The sequence below is a fragment of the Streptomyces sp. WAC04114 genome (assembly GCF_019733245.1).
Classification (GTDB): Bacteria; Actinomycetota; Actinomycetes; order Streptomycetales; family Streptomycetaceae; genus Streptomyces; species Streptomyces massasporeus_A.
Map to the genome: position 1 here is coordinate 1 of NZ_JAIGQA010000034.1, position 17,217 is coordinate 17,217.

Annotated in this window: 13 protein-coding genes; 7 read left to right on the forward strand and 6 right to left on the reverse strand. The window is 74.3% G+C overall.

Translation table 11 applies throughout. The features are described 5' to 3' along the window. The 3 genes from K4G64_RS12275 to K4G64_RS12285 all read left to right on the forward strand — a co-directional run. Positions 1 to 928 (forward strand): glycosyltransferase family 1 protein (locus tag K4G64_RS12275; RefSeq protein WP_221756058.1); only part of this gene is annotated, 928 nt, incomplete at its 5' end. Then, the gene (locus K4G64_RS12280) at positions 925 to 2,118 is read left to right on the forward strand and encodes a glycosyltransferase (RefSeq protein ID WP_221756059.1); all 1,194 of its coding nucleotides are present in this window, start codon (positions 925 to 927) and stop codon (positions 2,116 to 2,118) included. The genes K4G64_RS12275 and K4G64_RS12280, both read left to right, overlap by 4 nt. 95 nt (positions 2,119 to 2,213) lie before the next feature. After that, on the forward strand, positions 2,214 to 3,128 hold the full coding sequence (locus K4G64_RS12285; protein WP_221756060.1) for an SGNH/GDSL hydrolase family protein: 915 nt from the start codon (positions 2,214 to 2,216) through the stop codon (positions 3,126 to 3,128). On the opposite strand, the gene K4G64_RS12290 is transcribed toward K4G64_RS12285, so the two are convergent. The 5 genes from K4G64_RS12290 to K4G64_RS12310 are packed head-to-tail and all read right to left on the reverse strand — an operon-like array spanning position 3,125 to position 7,510. Then, the gene (locus K4G64_RS12290) at positions 3,125 to 3,994 is read right to left on the reverse strand and encodes a biotin-dependent carboxyltransferase family protein (RefSeq protein WP_221756061.1); all 870 of its coding nucleotides are present in this window, start codon (positions 3,992 to 3,994) and stop codon (positions 3,125 to 3,127) included. The two genes, K4G64_RS12285 and K4G64_RS12290, sit on opposite strands and share 4 nt — an antisense overlap. Continuing rightward, positions 3,991 to 4,608 carry an allophanate hydrolase subunit 1 gene (locus tag K4G64_RS12295; protein ID WP_221756062.1) on the reverse strand — a complete coding sequence of 206 codons (618 nt, stop codon included), beginning with the start codon at positions 4,606 to 4,608 and terminating at the stop codon, positions 3,991 to 3,993. Before K4G64_RS12295 ends, K4G64_RS12290 begins: the two co-directional genes overlap by 4 nt. Then, positions 4,605 to 5,363, reverse strand: a complete 759-nt coding sequence (locus K4G64_RS12300) for a LamB/YcsF family protein (RefSeq protein ID WP_221756063.1) — start codon at positions 5,361 to 5,363, stop codon at positions 4,605 to 4,607. Before K4G64_RS12300 ends, K4G64_RS12295 begins: the two co-directional genes overlap by 4 nt. Before the next feature lie 15 nt (positions 5,364 to 5,378). Beyond that, on the reverse strand, positions 5,379 to 6,212 hold the full coding sequence (locus K4G64_RS12305) for a putative hydro-lyase (protein WP_221756064.1): 834 nt from the start codon (positions 6,210 to 6,212) through the stop codon (positions 5,379 to 5,381). Next, entirely contained in the window at positions 6,209 to 7,510 is a 1,302-nt protein-coding gene (locus K4G64_RS12310; protein ID WP_221756065.1) for an MFS transporter, read from the reverse strand. Before K4G64_RS12310 ends, K4G64_RS12305 begins: the two co-directional genes overlap by 4 nt. 198 nt (positions 7,511 to 7,708) lie before the next feature. Between K4G64_RS12310 and K4G64_RS12315 the strand changes: the two genes are divergently transcribed. From K4G64_RS12315 to K4G64_RS12330, 4 genes are all read left to right on the forward strand, one after another. Next, positions 7,709 to 8,404: a GntR family transcriptional regulator gene (locus K4G64_RS12315; RefSeq protein WP_221756066.1), complete on the forward strand. Its 696-nt coding sequence runs from the start codon at positions 7,709 to 7,711 to the stop codon at positions 8,402 to 8,404. 69 nt (positions 8,405 to 8,473) lie between these two features. Next, complete coding sequence (locus K4G64_RS12320) at positions 8,474 to 10,000, forward strand: hypothetical protein (protein ID WP_221756067.1); 1,527 nt, start codon at positions 8,474 to 8,476, stop codon at positions 9,998 to 10,000. A 109-nt stretch (positions 10,001 to 10,109) separates the two neighbouring features. Then, entirely contained in the window at positions 10,110 to 10,991 is an 882-nt protein-coding gene (locus K4G64_RS12325) for a hypothetical protein (protein WP_221756068.1), read from the forward strand. A gap of 35 nt (positions 10,992 to 11,026) precedes the next feature. After that, positions 11,027 to 15,658 (forward strand): hypothetical protein, encoded by a 4,632-nt coding sequence (locus tag K4G64_RS12330; protein WP_221756069.1) that lies wholly within the window; start codon positions 11,027 to 11,029, stop codon positions 15,656 to 15,658. Here the strand turns inward: K4G64_RS12330 and K4G64_RS12335 are convergent. Next, on the reverse strand, positions 15,653 to 17,212 hold the full coding sequence (locus K4G64_RS12335; protein WP_221756070.1) for a GMC family oxidoreductase: 1,560 nt from the start codon (positions 17,210 to 17,212) through the stop codon (positions 15,653 to 15,655). The genes K4G64_RS12330 and K4G64_RS12335 overlap by 6 nt on opposite strands. Positions 17,213 to 17,217: the final 5 nt, after the last annotated feature.

The window sequence follows — 17,217 nt, forward strand, 5'->3', positions numbered from 1 at the left end:
CCCCCAGGTCCGCATCGCCCTCCCCAGCCGGCGGCTGGCCGCCACCCTCGTCGAGCACCGTGCCGACGTGGTCCACCTCGCCAGCCCCTTCGTCCTCGGCGTACGCGGCATGGCCGCCGCCGCCCGGCTCGGCATCCCCGCCGTCGCCGTCTACCAGACCGACCTGGCCGGCTACGCCCGCACCTACATGGGCGCCGGAGAGGCCGCCGCCTGGAGACGCATCCGCTCCGTCCACGGCGCCGCCGACCTCACCCTCGCCCCGTCCAGCGCCGCCCTGCGCGACCTGGAGACCCATGGTGTGCCCCGGGTCGAGCTGTGGCCGCGCGGCGTGGACACCGACCGCTTCCGGCCCGACCGGCGCGACGAGGCCCTGCGCCGCGAACTCGCCCCGAACGGGGAGCTGATCATCGGCTACGTCGGCCGGCTCGCCCCCGAGAAGCAGGTCGAACTCCTCGCGGGCGTCTGTGGGCTGGACGGCGTCCGGGTCGTGATCGTCGGCGACGGCCCCAGCCGGCCCGGCCTGGAGCAGGCCCTGCCCGGCGCCGTCTTCCTCGGCCGGCGCACCGGTGACGACCTCGCCCGGGTCTTCGCCTCCTTCGACGTCTTCGCCCACACGGGCCCCTTCGAGACCTTCTGCCAGACGGTCCAGGAGGCCATGGCCAGTGGTCTGCCGGTGGTGGCGCCCGCCGCGGGCGGACCGCTGGACCTGGTCGCCCACGGGCACACCGGGCTGCTCGTGCCACCGCGCGACGCGGATGCGGTCCGGGACGCGGTGCGGTCCCTGGCCGCTGATCCCGGGCTGCGGGCCGCCTGCGGCGCCGCCGGACGCGCCACCGTCGAGGGCCGCACCTGGGCGGCCGTCGGCGACCGGCTGATCGGGCACTACACCAAGGTGCTCGCCGGACGCCGGACGGCGGTGGCGGCATGAGCGACTCCCGCCCCGGCACCGGCCGCCAGGCACTGCGGATCGTCCGGCTCGCCAACTTCGTCGCCCCCTCGTCCGGCGGACTGCGCACCGCGCTGCGTGAACTGGGCAAGGGCTTCAAGGCCGCGGGACACGAACCCGTCCTCGTCATCCCCGGCGAGCGCACGAGCGACCACGAGACCGAGCAGGGCCGGGTGATCACCCTCCCCGGGCCGCTGCTGCCCGGCACCGGCGGCTATCGCGTCCTCGCCGACAAGCGGCGGGTGGCCCGGCTCCTGGAGGAGCTCGCGCCGGACCGGCTGGAGGTGTCCGACCGCACGACTCTCAGGTGGACCGGCCGGTGGGCGCGGCGCGCCCGGGTCCCGTCCGTGATGGTCTCCCACGAGACGGCCGACGGGGTGCTGCGTACCTGGGGCGTGCCCGAGGGAGCCGCCCGGCGCGCCGCTGACGCCCTCAACGTCCGTACGGCCCACACCTACTCGCGCGTGGTGTGCACCACCGAGTTCGCCGAGCGCGAGTTCGTGCGGATCGGAGCCCGCAACGTCGTCCGGGCGCCGCTGGGCGTCGACCTGGTGCAGCGGCACCCGGCGCTGCGCGACCAGGACATCCGGGCCCGGCACGCGCGCGAGGACGAGACGCTGCTCGTGATGTGCTCGCGGCTGTCCGTGGAGAAGCGGCCGGGCACGGCGCTGGACGCCCTGGAGGCGCTGCGGCGGCGCGGGCGGCGGGCCGTGCTGGTCGTGGCCGGGGACGGTCCACTGCGCTCCCGGCTCGAACAGCGGGCGCGCGAGAGCGGCCTGCCTGTGACCTTCCTCGGGCATGTCTGCGACCGCGGACTGCTCGGGGCGCTCCAGGCGTCCGCCGACGTGGCCCTGGCTCCGGGACCCGCCGAGACCTTCGGGCTCGCCGCGCTGGAGGCCATGGCCTGCGGCACGCCGGTGGTCGCCAGCGCGTCGTCCGCGCTGTCGGAGGTGATCGGCTCCGCCGGGGCCGTCGCCACGGACCACGGGGAGGCTTTCGCGGACGCCGTGGACCGGCTGCTGGAACGCCTGGAGGCGGACCGGCGCGAGGGTGCACGCGCGCGTGCGGAGTGCTTCGGCTGGGACGCGGCGGTCGACGCGTTCCTCGCCGCGCACGACGCGGCCGTCCCGGTGCGTCCGGCTCGGCCGTTCGTGCCCGGGGGCGTGGCATGAGAGCCCCGTGGTTCGAGGGGGCCCCGCGATTGGAGGGGCCTACGCGATTCGAGGGGCCTACACGCGAGGGAGCCCCGCGGGTGGAGGGGCCGCTGATGTTCGAGGGGCTCCCGCGGGTCGAGCGGCCGCCGCTGCGGTTCGTGGCCCTAGGTGACTCGCTCACCGAGGGCGTGGGGGACCCCGTCGGTGACGGGGTGTGGCGCGGCTGGGCCGCGCTGCTCGCGGGCGGGCTCGCCGAGGAGCCGGTCGGGTTCACCAACCTCGCGGTGAGCGGCTCACAGACCCGGGACGTGCTGGAGCGGCAGCTGCCCGCCGCGCTGGAGCTGCGGCCCGATCTCGTGTCCGTCGTCGTCGGCGTCAACGACACCCTGCGCTGCACCTTCGACATCCGGGCCGTGGCCGCCCGGCTGGACCAGGTGTACGCGGCCTGCACCGCGCGGGGAGCGGTCCTGCTCACCGCCTGCCTGCCCGACCCGGGCACGATGCTCGGCCTGCCGGGGGCCCTCGCCCACCCGCTGGCCCGGCGGCAACGGACCGTGAACACCGTGGTGCACGCCCTGTCCGAGCGGTACGGGGCGCTGCACCTGCACGCGTGCGAGGGCGACTGGACGACCGACCGCGCCATGTGGAGCGCGGACCGGCTGCACCCCGGAGAACGCGGGCACCGGCAACTCGCCCTGCGCTTCCACACGCTGCTCGCCGCGCGCGGCCTCGCCACGGGGCCCGCGCCCTCGCCCGAGCCGGAGTTTCCCGTCCCGACGGCCTCGGCGAGCCTGTGGTGGCTGGCCACGGCCGGCACCGGCTGGCTGGCGCGCCGCTGCACCGACCTGCTGCCCCAGCTCCTGACCCTGGCCGCCGACGAACTCCGGCACCGCGCCCGGGGCACGAGCGCCCGGCTCGACCTGAGGGCCTCGGCCGCGGTGTCCGCCGCCCTGGCCGGCCTGTCCGTGGCGGAGCGGGCGGACGCGGCCCAGGGCCTGACGTCCGGTCACATGCAGAGGTGGGCCTAACGGCGGCGTACGGCCACGAAGCGGACGGGAGCGCCCGGGACCGCCTGGGCGGCGGCCGGGAGGTCGGCGGCGCGGACCACGGCGATCACCGGGTAACCCCCGGTGGTCGGATGGTCGGCGAGGAAGACCACCGGCCTGCCGTCCGGCGGGACCTGCACGGCACCCAGCACCATGCCCTCGCTGGCGAGTTCGCCCGGCCGGGCCCGCTCCAGGGCGGGTCCCTCCGTGCGCAGCCCGATGCGGTTGCTCGCGGAGGACACCCGGTAGGCACGGGAGCAGAAGGTGTGCACGGCCTCCGGCGTGAACCAGCCGTCGCGCGGGCCGAGGGTCACCCGCAGCACCAGCTCTGCCGGCGGCGCCGGCTGCGGGGCGACGTCCACGCGCGCGTGCACGCCGGACGGCCGTCCCAGGGGCAGCACCGTGCCGACCGCGAGAGGGGCCGGTCCGAGCCCCGACAGCAGGTCCGTCGACCTGCTGCCGAGCACCGTCTCGACCGCGATGCCCCCGGAGACCCCCAGGTAGGCGCGGACGCCCGACACAGCGGGGCCGACGTTCAGCAGCGCCCCCGCGGGCACGCGCACCGGCGCGCCCCAGGCGACGGGACGTCCGTCCACCGTGACCCGGCAGGGCGCGCCCGCCACCGCCACCGTGATGGCCGAACGGGGGCGTACGGCACAGCCGTCGAGAGTCGTCTCCAGCACGGCCGCCGCGGGTGGATTGCCGACGAGCCGGTTGACGAGGTCGGCGGCGGGCCGGTCCAGCGCCCCGGAGCGGGGTACGCCGAGATGGGCGTGCCCGGGGCGGCCCGTGTCCTGCACGGTGGTGAGGGCACCCGCCCGGACGACGGCGAGGGCGCGGTCCGTCATGACCTCGCCTCGGGGACGAACCGCACGCGCGTGCCCGGCGACAGCAGCGCGGCCGGCACGCGCGCGTGGTCCCACAGCACGGCGTCCGTCGTGCCGATCAGCTGCCAGCCGCCCGGCGACGAGCGCGGGTACACGCCCGTGTACGGGCCCGCCAGGGCGACCGACCCCGCCGGGACGGCCGTGCGCGGAGTGGCCCGGCGCGGGACGTCGTAGCGCGGTGGCAGGCCGGTGAGGTAGCCGAAGCCGGGTGCGAATCCGCAGAAGGCGACCCGGAATTCGGTGTCACCGTGGATGCGGGCGACCTCGCTCTCCGGTACGCCCCAGTGGGCGGCGACGTCGGCCAGGTCCGGGCCGTCGTACCGCACCGGGATCTCCACGACGTCACGCGCGCGTGGGGGAGCGGGCGGCAGGTCGGCGGCGGTCAGTTCGGCGGCCAGCCGGGCGGGGGAGTCGAGGCCGTCGAGGAGGACCGTGCGGGCCGCGGGCACGATCTCGCGGGCCGAGAGGGAGCCCTCCGCGCGGCGCCGCAGCAACTCCGCGTGCAGGGCCTCAGCCTCGTCGCCCGAGCAGACCTCGACGAGCAGGGCGTCCTCGCCGACGGGCAGCACCTTCATGCGAAGGCCTCCACCCGGACCCCGCAGGCCGCCAGGCGCTCGCGGACCCGGCGCGCCAGGTCCACGGCGCCCGGGGTGTCGCCGTGCAGGCACAGCGACCGCGCGCGTACCTCGATGCGCGTCCCCGAGCGGGAGGCGACCTCACCGGAGCGGGCCAGGCTCACGGAGCGATCCACGACGGCGTCCGGGTCGGTGACCACGGCGCCTTCCTGGGTGCGCGGCACCAGGGTGCCCGCGTCGGTGTACGCCCGGTCCGCGAACGCCTCGGTGACCACCCGCAGTCCGGCCTTCCCGGCCAGCTCCAGCAGGCGAGAGCCGGGCAGTCCGAGGACGGGCAGCGCGGCGTCCGCGAGGAGCACGCCGTCGACGACCGCGGCGGCCTGCTCCTCGTCGTGCACGACCCGGTTGTAGAGCGCGCCGTGCGGTTTGACGTAGGCGACGCGGGCACCGGCCGCCCGGGCGAAGACCTCCAAGGCACCGATCTGGTAGGCCACTTCGGCCGCCAGCTCGGCGGGCGGCACGTCCATCGCGCGCCGCCCGAACCCGGCCAGGTCCCGGTAGGACACCTGGGCGCCGATCCGCACGCCGCGCTCGGCCGCCAGCTCACACACCCGGCGCATCGTGACCGCGTCCCCGGCGTGGAAACCGCAGGCCACGTTGGCGCTGGTGACGACGGACAGCAGCTGCTCGTCGTCGGTGAGCCGCCAGCGGCCGAAGCCCTCGCCGAGGTCGGCGTTCAGGTCGATCGAGGTCATGTGCCGTGTCTCCTGTCAGGCCACGCGGTACTGCTCGTCGCGGGCGTCGGTGAGGAACATCTGCCCCGGGGCGTGCGTGAGGGCGAACGGCGGACGCGAGGCCATCACGGCCGCCTGCGGGGTCACCCCACAGGCCCAGAACACCGGGATGTCGTCCGGCTCGGCGTCCACCGGATCCCCGAAGTCGGGGCGGCCGAGGTCGTCGATGCCGAGACCCGAGGGATGGCCGCAGTGCACGGGGCTGCCGTGCACCGCCGGCATGAGGCTGCTCTCCCGGATCGCCGCCGCCAGCTGCCGGGGCGGCACCGGCCGCATGGACACCACCAGCGGCCCGTGCAGCCGCCCCGCCGGACGGCACTGCCGACTCGTCACGTACATCGGGACGTTGCGGCCCTGCTCGACGTGGCGGATCGGAACACCCGCCTCACCCAGCGCCCACTCGAAGGTGAAGCTGCACCCGATGAGGAAGGACACCAGGTCGTCCCGCCAGTGGGCGCGCACGTCCGCCGGCTCGTCCACCAGCTCGCCGTCCCGCCAGACCCGGTAGCGCGGCAGGTCGGTGCGCAGGTCCGCGCCCTCGGCGAGCACGGTCGTCCAGGAGCCGGCGTCCGTGACGTCGAGGACCGGGCAGGGCTTGGGGTTGCGCTGGCAGAACAGCAGCATGTCGTAGGCCCAGTCGGCGGGCACCGAGATCAGGTTGACCTGGGTGTGGCCCGCCGCGACCCCGGCCGTGGGGCCCGTCAGGCCCTCCCGGAAGCGGGAGCGGGCCGCTTTGGGGCTCCACGCGTGCGCGTCCTCGTCGACGAGGACCACCGGACGGTCCTCGGTGCCGGTGCCCGTGCGGTTCACGCGAGCTCCTTCCCGCGCGTCTCCGGCAGCCCGAGCAGGGCCAGGGCCGCGATGCCGTAGCCGATCGCGCCGAATACCAGCGCGCCGCCGACGCCCCAGCTGTCGGCCAGGAACCCGACCGTCGTCGGGAACACGGCACCCACCGCGCGCCCGGTGTTGTACGTGAAGCCCTGCCCCGTCCCGCGCACCGCCGTGGGGTACAGCTCGCTCAGGTAGGACCCGAAGCCGCTGAAGATCGCCGACATGCAGAACCCGAGCGGGAAACCGAGTACCAGGAGCAGGGTGTTGGCGCCGCTCGGGATGTTCGCGTACGCCAGGATGCAGAGCGCGGACAGCAGGGCGAAGAGCCAGATGTTGCGCCGCCGGCCCAGCTTGTCGGTGAGGTAGCCGCCGGTCAGGTAGCCGATGAAGGCGCCCGATATGAGGAACGTCAGATAGCCGCCGGTGCCGACGACCGACAGGTCGCGCTCGGACTTCAGATACGTCGGCACCCAGGTGGCCAGCGTGTAGTAGCCGCCCTGGACGCCGGTGGAGAGCAGCCCCGCGAAGAGGGTGATCCGCAGCAGGCCGGGCTTGAAGATCGCCGTGAACGAGCCCTTCTCCGCGCTCTGTTCACGCGCGGCGGCCGCCTCGGGCGCGTCGTGCACGCTGCGCCGCAGCCAGATGACGAGCAGCGCGGGCAGCGCCCCGGTCCAGAACATGATGCGCCAGGCCAGGTCGTCGCCGGCCACCGAGAAGACCAGCGTGTAGACGATCACGGCGAGGCCCCAGCCCACGGCCCAGGAACTCTGGATCGCGCCGAGCGTGCGTCCCCGGTGCTTGGCGCTCGCGTACTCGGCGACCAGGATCGCGCCGACGGCCCACTCGCCGCCGAAACCGAGTCCCTGGAGCGCGCGGAAGACCAGCAGTGTCTCGTAGTTGGGCGCGAAACCGCAGGCGACGGTGAACACCGCGTACGTGATCACCGTGAGCATCAGCGCCTTCACCCGGCCGACTCGGTCCGCGAGCATGCCCGCCAGGGCGCCGCCGACCGCGGAGACGACGAGCGTGACCGTGGTGAAGAGACCGGTCTGGCCGCTGTTCAGGCCGAAGTAGGCGGACAGCGCGACCATGCTCAGCGGCAGCGTGAAGTAGTCGTAGGAGTCCAGGGCATAGCCGCCGAAGGCGCCCGTGAAGGCGCGGCGGCCGCGCGGTCCCAGGGCGCGCAGCCAGCCGAACGCCCCGTCGTCCGAGGTGCGTTCGGTGGTGGCGGGGCGTGGGTCGTCGAGCTGGGCCTGCGGTGGAGGGGTCGTGCTCATGGGCACCTCGCAGAGGGAGGACGGAGGGTGCTTCGGGGTGAGCCGTGCCGTACGGAGGCGGTCGGCGCCGCGGTGGGGAAAGCGGTGGGGAAAGCGGCCCCGCCGCCGCGACGCTGTGCGTAGCACCGTAGAGGATTGTTCAACGATCCCTCAATACCCATGTTGGTTCGTTCTTGTGATCTGCGATTGAATTCCGGCATGGCAGAGCAGCTGAAGGACCTCGCCGACGACCGGGCCCTCCTCGGGCGCACCAGCACCGCGGAGCGGGTCTCGGACATCCTCAGGAGCCGGATCGCCGAGGGCTACTTCCCGCCCGGAACCCGCCTGTCGGAGGACAGCATCGGCGGCGCGCTCGGCGTCTCCCGCAACACACTGCGTGAGGCGTTCCGGCTGCTCACGCACGAGCGCCTGCTCGTCCACGAGCTGAACCGGGGCGTCTTCGTCCGGGTCCTGACCGTGGAGGACGTCGAGGACATCTACCGCACCCGGCGGCTGGTCGAGTGCGCCGTGGTCCGCGGTCTCGGCGAGCCGCCGTACGGCCTGGACGGGCTCGCCGGGGCGGTCCAGGAGGGGCGGACGGCGGCCCGGGAAGGTGACTGGAAGTCGGTGGGTACCGCGAACATCCACTTCCACCGGGAGCTGGTCGCGCTCGCCGCGAGCGAGCGCACCGCCGAGCTGATGCGGAGCGTCTTCGCCGAACTGCGGCTGGCGTTCCATGTGGTGGACGAGCCGCAGCAGTTGCATGAGCCGTACATCGCACGAAATGTCGCGATTCTTGAGGCTCTTCAGGGCGGGGACCGGGAGAAGGCGGAGGGGCTGCTCGCCGGGTACCTCGACGACTCGCTGGAGCGTGTGGTCGAGGTGTACCGGCGGCGGGTCGGCGAGGACGGCTGAGAGGGGCTGCCCAGGGGCCGTACCGCGTCGTTTGGGTTGTTGTCAGACCCAGGACCTAGTCTGTGCACCGTGACTTCGCCTGCATCGACGGACAGCGTTCCGCCCCAGCTCAGCGCGGGGCCGCGCCCTGCCCCGGGGCCGGCCGCCGACGAGGGCCTGGCGCGGCGCCTGCGCGCGCTCGCCTGCACCGCGCCGTTGCACGACCTGGACGCGCGCAAGGCCAACCTGGCCGGCGCGTACTCGGTGTACGGCATGGCGGAGGTCGCCCTCGCGGCGATCGACCTGGTCACCCTCAACATGGACTTCGACACGGGCGCGGACCACGACCAGATCGTCGCCCGGCTCATCCCGCGCATCGCCGCCCAGGCCCCGCAGCGCCCCACCGCCGAGCACGAGCGGGTGGCCCGCTGGGTCCTGGAGAACCTGATCAACGTCGGCAGCGTCGACCGCGGCTTCCGCGCCGTGTACGGCACGTTCGGGGCGGACGGCACCTATGTGCGCCGCGACTACGACTTCAAGCTGATCGAAGAGGTCCCCGGCCCCGGCGGCACCGTCTACCTCCGCACGACGGACGAGGCGGTCAACGTCCTCGTCGGCGCCCTCGACACGGACGTCACCAGCGCGCAGATCGCCGCCGAGGTCAAGCTGGAGGTGCTGATCAGCCGCGGCCGGCTCGCCGACGCCCAGCTCGCGGCCGAACAGGCCCGCTACCGGACCGTGCAGTACTCGGAGACCCTGCGCCGCGCCCTCGACGCCACCCGGCGCAACGTGCGCGCGGTGGACTGGCTCTCCACCGTGCCCGACATGATCGCCGAGGCGCTGGAGCACGTCGCCGACCGCTACCGCCACGAGAACGCGATCCTCACCAACATCCGCAAGGCACGGGACGAGTCCGAGGAGCCCGAGCACAAGCGCCGCGCCGCCGAGCTCGTCGACATCGTCAAGGACTGCATCCGCCGGCACACGCAGTTGCAGTCCCGCCTGCTGGAGGCCGGACCGCTGTTCCGCGCCGAGCAGGACCGGCAGGCCTTCGCCACACCGATGACGACGTCGGGCACAGACCTCTACGGGCATCTCGTCTCGCCCGTGCTCCCGCTGCCGGTGCAGCAGGCCGTCCGCGTCACCGACGCCTTCTTCGGCCGCGGCACCGGGCTGCGCACACCGGTGTCCGTCCGGGTCGGCGACCTGGTCGACATACTGCTGACGCCGCCGGTGGAGCGGGAGCACCTGGGTGCGGAGATGCCCGAGCCCGACCTGATCGCCACGCCGGACGACAGCCGGTTCAGCGAGGAGCAGATGGCGGCGGCGCAGGAGCTGCTCGACCTGCCGGCGGACGCGCCGCGCCGGTTGTCCGGACTGCTGGCGCAGGCCCGGCGGCAGGACCCCGAGCTGCCGTACCTGGTCGCCCTGCTCGCGGTGCACGCCGCCAGCCCGCCGGTCGGCACGGCCTATCGCCAGGGCGAGCAGAAGCTGCTGTTCGCCGTGGACGACGGGACCGAACTCGACGACCCGGAGTTCGGCGGGGCCGACCTCATCGTCGGCACCGCACTGCTGGACGCGGCGGGGATGGCGGCGGACCGGACGGAGGCCGCGTGATGCTTCCCCCGGTGGCCGGCCGCGGCCCCGTCGTGGCCGGTCGCGCAGTTCCCCGCGCCCCTGAGGGCGTGGCCCGCAATCTCGTCTACAAGGTCAAGGAGTTCCCGTCGTGAGCGAGCACGTCGAGTGGGGCGACGCGGAGAGCCCGGCCCCGGCGGCCACCGCCGCCGTCACTCCCGCCGACGCCGCCGACGCGGCCCGGCTCGTGTCGTTCGGCCTGCAGCCCAAGCTGCAGCCCGCCCGCGACCAGGAGTACGCGGACCTGCTGCGGCGCTACCGCGAGGACCCGCCCTTCGCACGGCTCGCCGACGCCGTGGCGACCGGGCTCGGCCTGATCGTGCTGGAGGTGTCCCCGCGCGCGGGCATGGCCGTGACCGCCGCCGAGGACTCGGTGTTCGCCGTCCGCATGGGTGACTACGCGCGTCGTACGTCCGCCGACGGCGGCGACCGGTTCCTGCACGGGCTCGCCCATCTCGCCGTCGCCGCCATGGCGTTCCCGCGCCCCGAGGACCTCGCCGACGACGGCTACATCGGCCGGGTCTCGGTCAACGGCGTCGACGCCTTCGTGCGCCAGGCCTGCCGCCGCCTGGAGGAGCGCGCCGACGAGCGGGGCGAGAACACCGACCCCGCGACCGACGCACCCGGCCTGGAGGCCGCCTGGCGGATCTGGGTGCGGCGCAGTGCGACCGGTGCCACCAAGGACGCCCGCCGCCTGGCCGGCTCGACCACCGGCATCGTCGCCAAGGCCGTCGCCTTCCTCACCGACTCCGGATTCCTGCAGCGCACCGGCGACGACCACGGCGGCACCTACCGCACCACCGCCCGCTACCAGCTCCAGGTCCGCGACATGGCCGGCAGCGCCGCCATGGCCGAGCTGCTGGAACTGGGCGTCGTCCCGGTCACCGACGGCACACCGACGCTGCTGCCCGCCGAGGAGAGCGACGACCTGGAGCTGGTCGCCGACGCCGGGCTGCCGTTCCACTCCTCCTGAACTCCCCATCTCACGAAGACTTACGAGAGTCCGCCATGTACGAGCTGTCCCGGGTCCGCCTCTACTCGATCGGGCCCGCCGGTGCGCGCTACGCCGACACCGTGCTTGACCTGCGGGGGGTGGGCGAGATCGTGCCCGACCCCGCGCCCACGCAGGCGGAGTTCTTCGAGGACGAGCCGGTCGGCCCGCCGCGCCGGCCCGCGCCCGCGGGTGTGCTCTTCCTGGAGAACGGCGGCGGCAAGTCGGTGCTGCTCAAGCTGATCTTCTCCGTGATGCTGCCGGGGCACCGCAACACCCTCGGCGGCGCCAGCTCCGGTGTGCTGCGCAAGTTCCTCCTCGCCGACGACTGCGGGCACGTGGCGCTGGAATGGCAGCACGTACTGACCGGCGAGTGCGTCGTCGTCGGCAAGGTCAGCGAGTGGCGCGGACGGCAGGTCTCCAACGACCCGCGGAAGTTCGCCGAGGCCTGGTACTCCTTCCGGCCCGGGCCCGGACTGAGCCTGGACGGTCTGCCCGTCGCGGAGTCCACCGCCGTACGGGCCCCGGTCGAGGGCCAGTCCAGCGCGCGCGGGCGGCGCCGCACCATGAAGGGCTTCCGTGACGCCCTCACCGAGGCGGGCAAGAACTACCCGCACCTGGAGGTGCACTGGGAGGAGACCCACGACCGCTGGATCGAGCACCTCGGCGACCTCGGGCTCGACCCGGAACTCTTCCGCTACCAGCGCGAGATGAACGCCGACGAAGGAGAGGCCGCCGGTCTCTTCGCGGTCAAGAAGGACGCCGACTTCACCGACCTGCTGCTGCGCGCCGTCACCGACACCCGCGACACCGACGGGCTCGCCGACCTGGTCAGCGGCTTCGGTAACAAGCTGGGCCGACGCGCCGAGCTGATCGCCGAACGCGACTTCACCGCCGGGTCCGTCGACCTCCTCGGCCGGATCGTCGAGGCCGCCGAGTCCCGCTCCCGCGCGCGTGACGTCCACGCCGGAGCCGAGCGGCGCACCAGGACCCTGGCCCGCAGGCTGTCCGCGCGCGGTGTGCGGGAGCGGGTCCGGGCCGCCGACCTGGCCCAGCGGGTCACCGCCGCCGCGTACGCCGTCACGCACGCCGAGGCGGCCCGCGAGCGCAGCGCGCTGATCTCCGCCGAACTCGCCTACCGGCACGCCTCGCTCGCGCTCGCCGGGGCCGAGAAGTCCGCCGCCGCGCAGAAGCGCGAGCTCGCCGACGCCCGCACGCTGTACTCGGCGTGGCAGGCCGCCGAGGCCGTGCTGCGCCACCGCGCCGCCTCCGACCGCGTCACCCGCGTGTCCGCCGCCATCCAGGAGGCCGAGCGGGACGCCGCCCCTGCCCTGGCCGCCCGCTCCAAGGCCGCCGTCGACCTCGTACGGGCCCTGCACGCCGCCGCCGAGAAGGCCGAGAGCCACGCCAACGAGGAGGAGGAGCGCTCCGCCGCCCTCCAGGAGGTCAGCGACGCGGCCTACCGCGACTCCACCGCCGCCGCCACCCAGGCCCAGCGCGCCCGCAGCGAGATCGGCCACCTCAAGCAGCGCCTCGCCGAGGTCGAGCAGGAGACCGCCGAGGCCGTCCGGGCCGGCTGGCTCGACGACACCGCGCCCGACGCCGACCCCGCCCGCGCGGCCCTGGCCGCCAGCGACGCCGAGAAGACCGCCGTCGCTGCCTGGGACACCGCCCGCGAGACCTCCCGCCGGGCCTCGGAGCACGCACGCGAAGCCGCTTCCACCGAGTCCCGCGCCGAACTGACCGCGGCCCGCGCCGCCGACGCGGCCACGGCGGCCGAGCGCTCCTACGAGGCCGAGCGCCGCACCGCGGAGGCACTCGCGGGGGAGGAGCGGCTGGCGGAACTGCTCAGCCTGACCCCGGAGCCCCGTCCGGGCATCCCGCAACCCCGCCACGGCACGGACGGCGAGCCCGCCGCGCAGCCGGCCGCCGGCGAACAGGGCCTCACCCCGGAGGAACTCGACCGCTTCGCCGACGACCTGCGCGACCTGCTCGACGACGCCGTCTCCTCGGCCGAGCGACAGCTGTTCGACCTGCGCACGGCCGCCGCCGACGACTCCCGCATCCTCGGCGCGCTCGGCGACGGCGGCCTGCTGCCGCCCGGCCCGGACGTCCTGGCCACCGTCGAGTTCCTCGGCGAGCACGGCATCCCCGCGCTGCCCGGCTGGCGCTACCTCGCCCAGGCCGTCGACCCGGCCGACCACGCACGCGTGCTGGCCGCCCGGCCCGAACTCGTCGACGGCGTGATCATCACCGACCCCGACTCCCACGCACGCGCCCGGGAGGCCCTCGGCGACGCGGCACTGCTGCCCCGCTCGGCCGTGGCGGTCGGCACCGCCGCCGCCCTGCTCGCCCCGACGCCCGCCCCGGACTCCGGCAGCGGCGACGTGTTCCTCGTGCCGCCGAACCCGGCCATGCACGACGAGCACGCCGCCGACGAGGAACGGCAGGCGCTGCGCGCCCGGGCCACCGAGCGGGACGAGGAGATCCGCACCCTCGCCGCCCGGCTCGGCAAGGACCGAGAACTGGCCGCCCGGCTCACCTCCTGGCGCACCGGCTGCCCCGCCGGCCGGCTGACCGAACTGGCCCGGGCGGCCCACGACAGCCGCGCGTTCGCCGAGGAGTCGGAGGCCGAACTGACCGAAGCCCGGACCGCGCGGGCCGAGGCCGACGAGGTCGCCGCCGAAGCCGCGCGCGTCCGGGACGAGCGGCAGGAGGCCGCCCAGAAGGCCCGCCGCTCCGCCGACGCCCTCGCCGGGCTCGCCTTCCGGCTGCGCGAGCGGGCCGGATGGCAGGTCAAACTGCGCGAACTGGCCGACGAGGCGGCCGAGTCCGAGGCGAGCGCCCAGTCCTGCCTGGAGCGCGCCCGGGCCGCCGACGAGGACCGGCGGGCCGCCCAGCGGGCCGCCGACGACACCCGCCGTACCGCCCGCGCGCTGCGCGCCGAGCGTTCCGAGATCGCGGGCGCACCCGACGACGTACCCGCGGACGAGGACCAGCCGCCCAAGGCCTCCCTGCCCGCCCTGCGCGAGGCCTACCGGGCCGCGTCCCAGCTGTACGAGAAGGTCGGCGTGGGCGCCGACCTGCGCGCCGAGCAGGCCCGAGCCGAGAGCGATGAGAGCGCGGCCCGCGCGGAGCTGGACCGGCTGAGCAACAAGGTCCGCACGCGCGCGGAGCAGCTGCTCGAATCCCCCGACGGCTCCGACGGACCCAGCCGCCAGGCCGCCGCCGCCCGCGCCGAGGAGCTGGTGCAGCTCCTGGAGACCCGGATGTCGACGGCGAGCGAGCAGCTGGGCCGGCTGCGCGGCGAGGCCGAACGCCTCGCCCCCGCCGACGACGGCGAGACGCACACCGACCTGCCCGAGGAGCTGCAGCCGCGCGACGCCGAGCACGCACAGACCTTGCTGCGCACCGCCACCGCCGAGCTCGCGTCCCACACCGAGGCGCTGAACCAGGCACGCGCGGCACACGCCGAACTCCTCGACGCCCACCGCGCCGCCGAGGACGCGGCGAGCGGCTTCGACGAGATCGCCGCCATGCTCCGGGACCTGCTGCGCGAACACACGACGGACGAGGAGCACGAGGAGTCCGAGCCCTACTCCGGCAGCCCCGAGGAGGCCCGGCAGTCGGCCGCGGAGGCCCGTCGTTCCCTGCGTGGCTGCGCCGCCGACCTGTCCGCCGCCGAAGGCGCCGTCCGCGAGGCGAGCGACATCCTCGTCCGGCACGCCAACTCCACTCGCTACGAGCAGGTCCGCACCCCGGCCCGCCAGCAGATCCGCGAGCTGCCCGCCTCCGCGCTGCCCGAGCATGCCCAGAAGTGGGCGGACGCCTTCGCGCCCCGGCTCCGCGTCCTCACCGACGAACTGGAGCAGCTGGAGCGCAACCGCGACTCGATCGTGGACCGCCTGCGCGGCCTGGTCGAGTCGGCCCTGGCCACCCTGCGCTCCGCGCAGCGGCTCTCCCGGCTGCCGGAGGGTCTCGGGGAGTGGTCCGGGCAGGAGTTCCTCCGCATCCGCTTCGAGGAGCCCGACCAGGCCACCCTCACCGAGCGGCTCGGCGAGGTCATCGACGAGGCGACCCGTGCCGCCGTCAAGAAGAACTCCGACCTGCGGCGCGACGGTATGTCCCTGCTGCTCAGGGGTGTCGCCGCGGCGCTGGAGCCCAAGGGTGTCGCCGTCGAGATCCTCAAGCCCGACGCCGTGCTGCGTGCCGAGCGCGTTCCCGTCGGGCAGATGGGCGACGTCTTCTCCGGCGGCCAGCTCCTCACCGCCGCCATCGCCCTCTACTGCACGATGGCCGCGCTGCGGTCCAACGACCGGGGCCGCGACAAGCACCGGCACGCCGGCACGCTGTTCCTCGACAACCCCATCGGCCGCGCCAACGCCACGTACCTGCTGGAACTCCAGCGGGCGGTGTCGGACGCCCTGGGCGTGCAGCTGCTGTACACCACGGGCCTGTTCGACACCACCGCGCTGGCCGAGTTCCCCCTGGTCATCCGCATGCGCAACGACGCCGACCTGAGGGCCGGCCTCAAGTACATCAGCGTCGAGGAGCACCTCCGCCCGGGCCTGCCGCAGCAGGCCCGGGCGGGGGAGGCGGCCCACAGCGAGATCACGGCGACCAGGATGTACAAGCGTCCCGTCTCATGAGCGTGGGGCGTCCTCCCTCAGGAGATCCGCGCACTTCTCGCCGATCATCATGGTCGTGATGCACGGGTTGACGGTGACCAGATCCGGCATCACCGACCCGTCGGCCACCCGCACCCCCTCGACCCCCTTGACCCGCAGCCGCGCGTCCAGAGGGGCCGACGGATCGTCGTCCGCCCCCATCTTCACGGTGCAGGAGGGGTGATAGACGGTGTTGTGCGTCTTGTGGATGTAGTCGAGCAGCTCGTCGTCCGTGCGCACATCCGGCCCGGGCGCCAGCTCGGCCCCCGCCCATCCGCTCAGCGCCGGCTGCTCGGCGATCCGCCGGGCGAGTCTCAGCCCGTACGTCATGACGCGCACGTCGTGCTCGTGCGTGAAGTACCGCGGATCGACCCTCGGCTTGTCCCGGTAGTCCCGGGTCCGCAGCCGTACCGTCCCCCGGGACCTCGCCCGCGTCACGTTGGGCGTGAGGCAGAACGCGTTCTCCGAGGTGGGGTAGCCGTGCCGGGCGGTGTTCATGTCGAACGGCACGGACCCGTAGTGGAACATCAGGTCCGGCCGGTCGAGCCCGGGCTCGGTGTCGTAGAAGATGCCCGCCTCCCACCACTGGCTGGACGTGGTGGTCATGGGCTGCCGGGCCTCCCACATGATGACGCCCTCGGGGTGGTCCTGGAGGTTCTCGCCGACGCCCGGGGCGTCCACGACGACGTCGACGCCGACCTCGCGCAGATGCGCTCCCGGCCCGATGCCCGACAGCATCAGCAGTTTCGGCGAGTCGATCGCCCCGCAGGACACGATCACCTCGCGCCGGGCCCGTACGGTCCGGGTGTGGATCAGATCCGGGTCGAGGTACTCGGCGCCCACACAACGCCGCCCGTCGAGCAGCAGCTTCTTGGCGCGTACGCCGGTGCGCACCTCCAGGTTGGGGCGTTTGCCGAGGACCGGGTGCAGATAGGCGACCGAGGACGACTGGCGGATGTTGTTCTCGTCGGAGTTGATCTGGAACCAGTTGGCGCCCCGGACCACCGTGCGGCCCGTGTTGAAGGCGACCGTGGGGATGCCGGCCTGCTCGCACGCCCGCAGCAGGGCCGTGCCGCACGGGTCGTCGCTCTTCAGCGTGCGCAGCTTCACCGGGCCGCTGCGGCCGTGGTGGTCGCCCGGCGCGTCGTTGTTCTCCAGCTGGCGGTACAGCGGGAACACGTCGGCAGCGCCCCAGCCCGTACAGCCGCGTTCCGCCCAGTCGTCGAGATCCTCGGCGGGGGCCCAGAAGGCGATGCAGGAGTTGTGGGAGGAGCAGCCGCCGAGCACCTTCGCCCGGGCGTGCCGCATGAAGCTGTTGCCGCTGGCCTGCGGCTCGACCGGGTAGTCCCAGTCGTAGCCGGACTCCAGCAGGCCCATCCAGCGCTCCAGCCGCAGGACGTCGTCGTCGCCGACGTCGCTCGGGCCGGCCTCCAGGACGCACACCGTGACGGAGGGGTCCTCGGAGAGCCGGGCCGCCACCACGTTGCCCGCGGTGCCGCCGCCGACGACGACGTAGTCGAACTCATGGGTACTCATGGGTT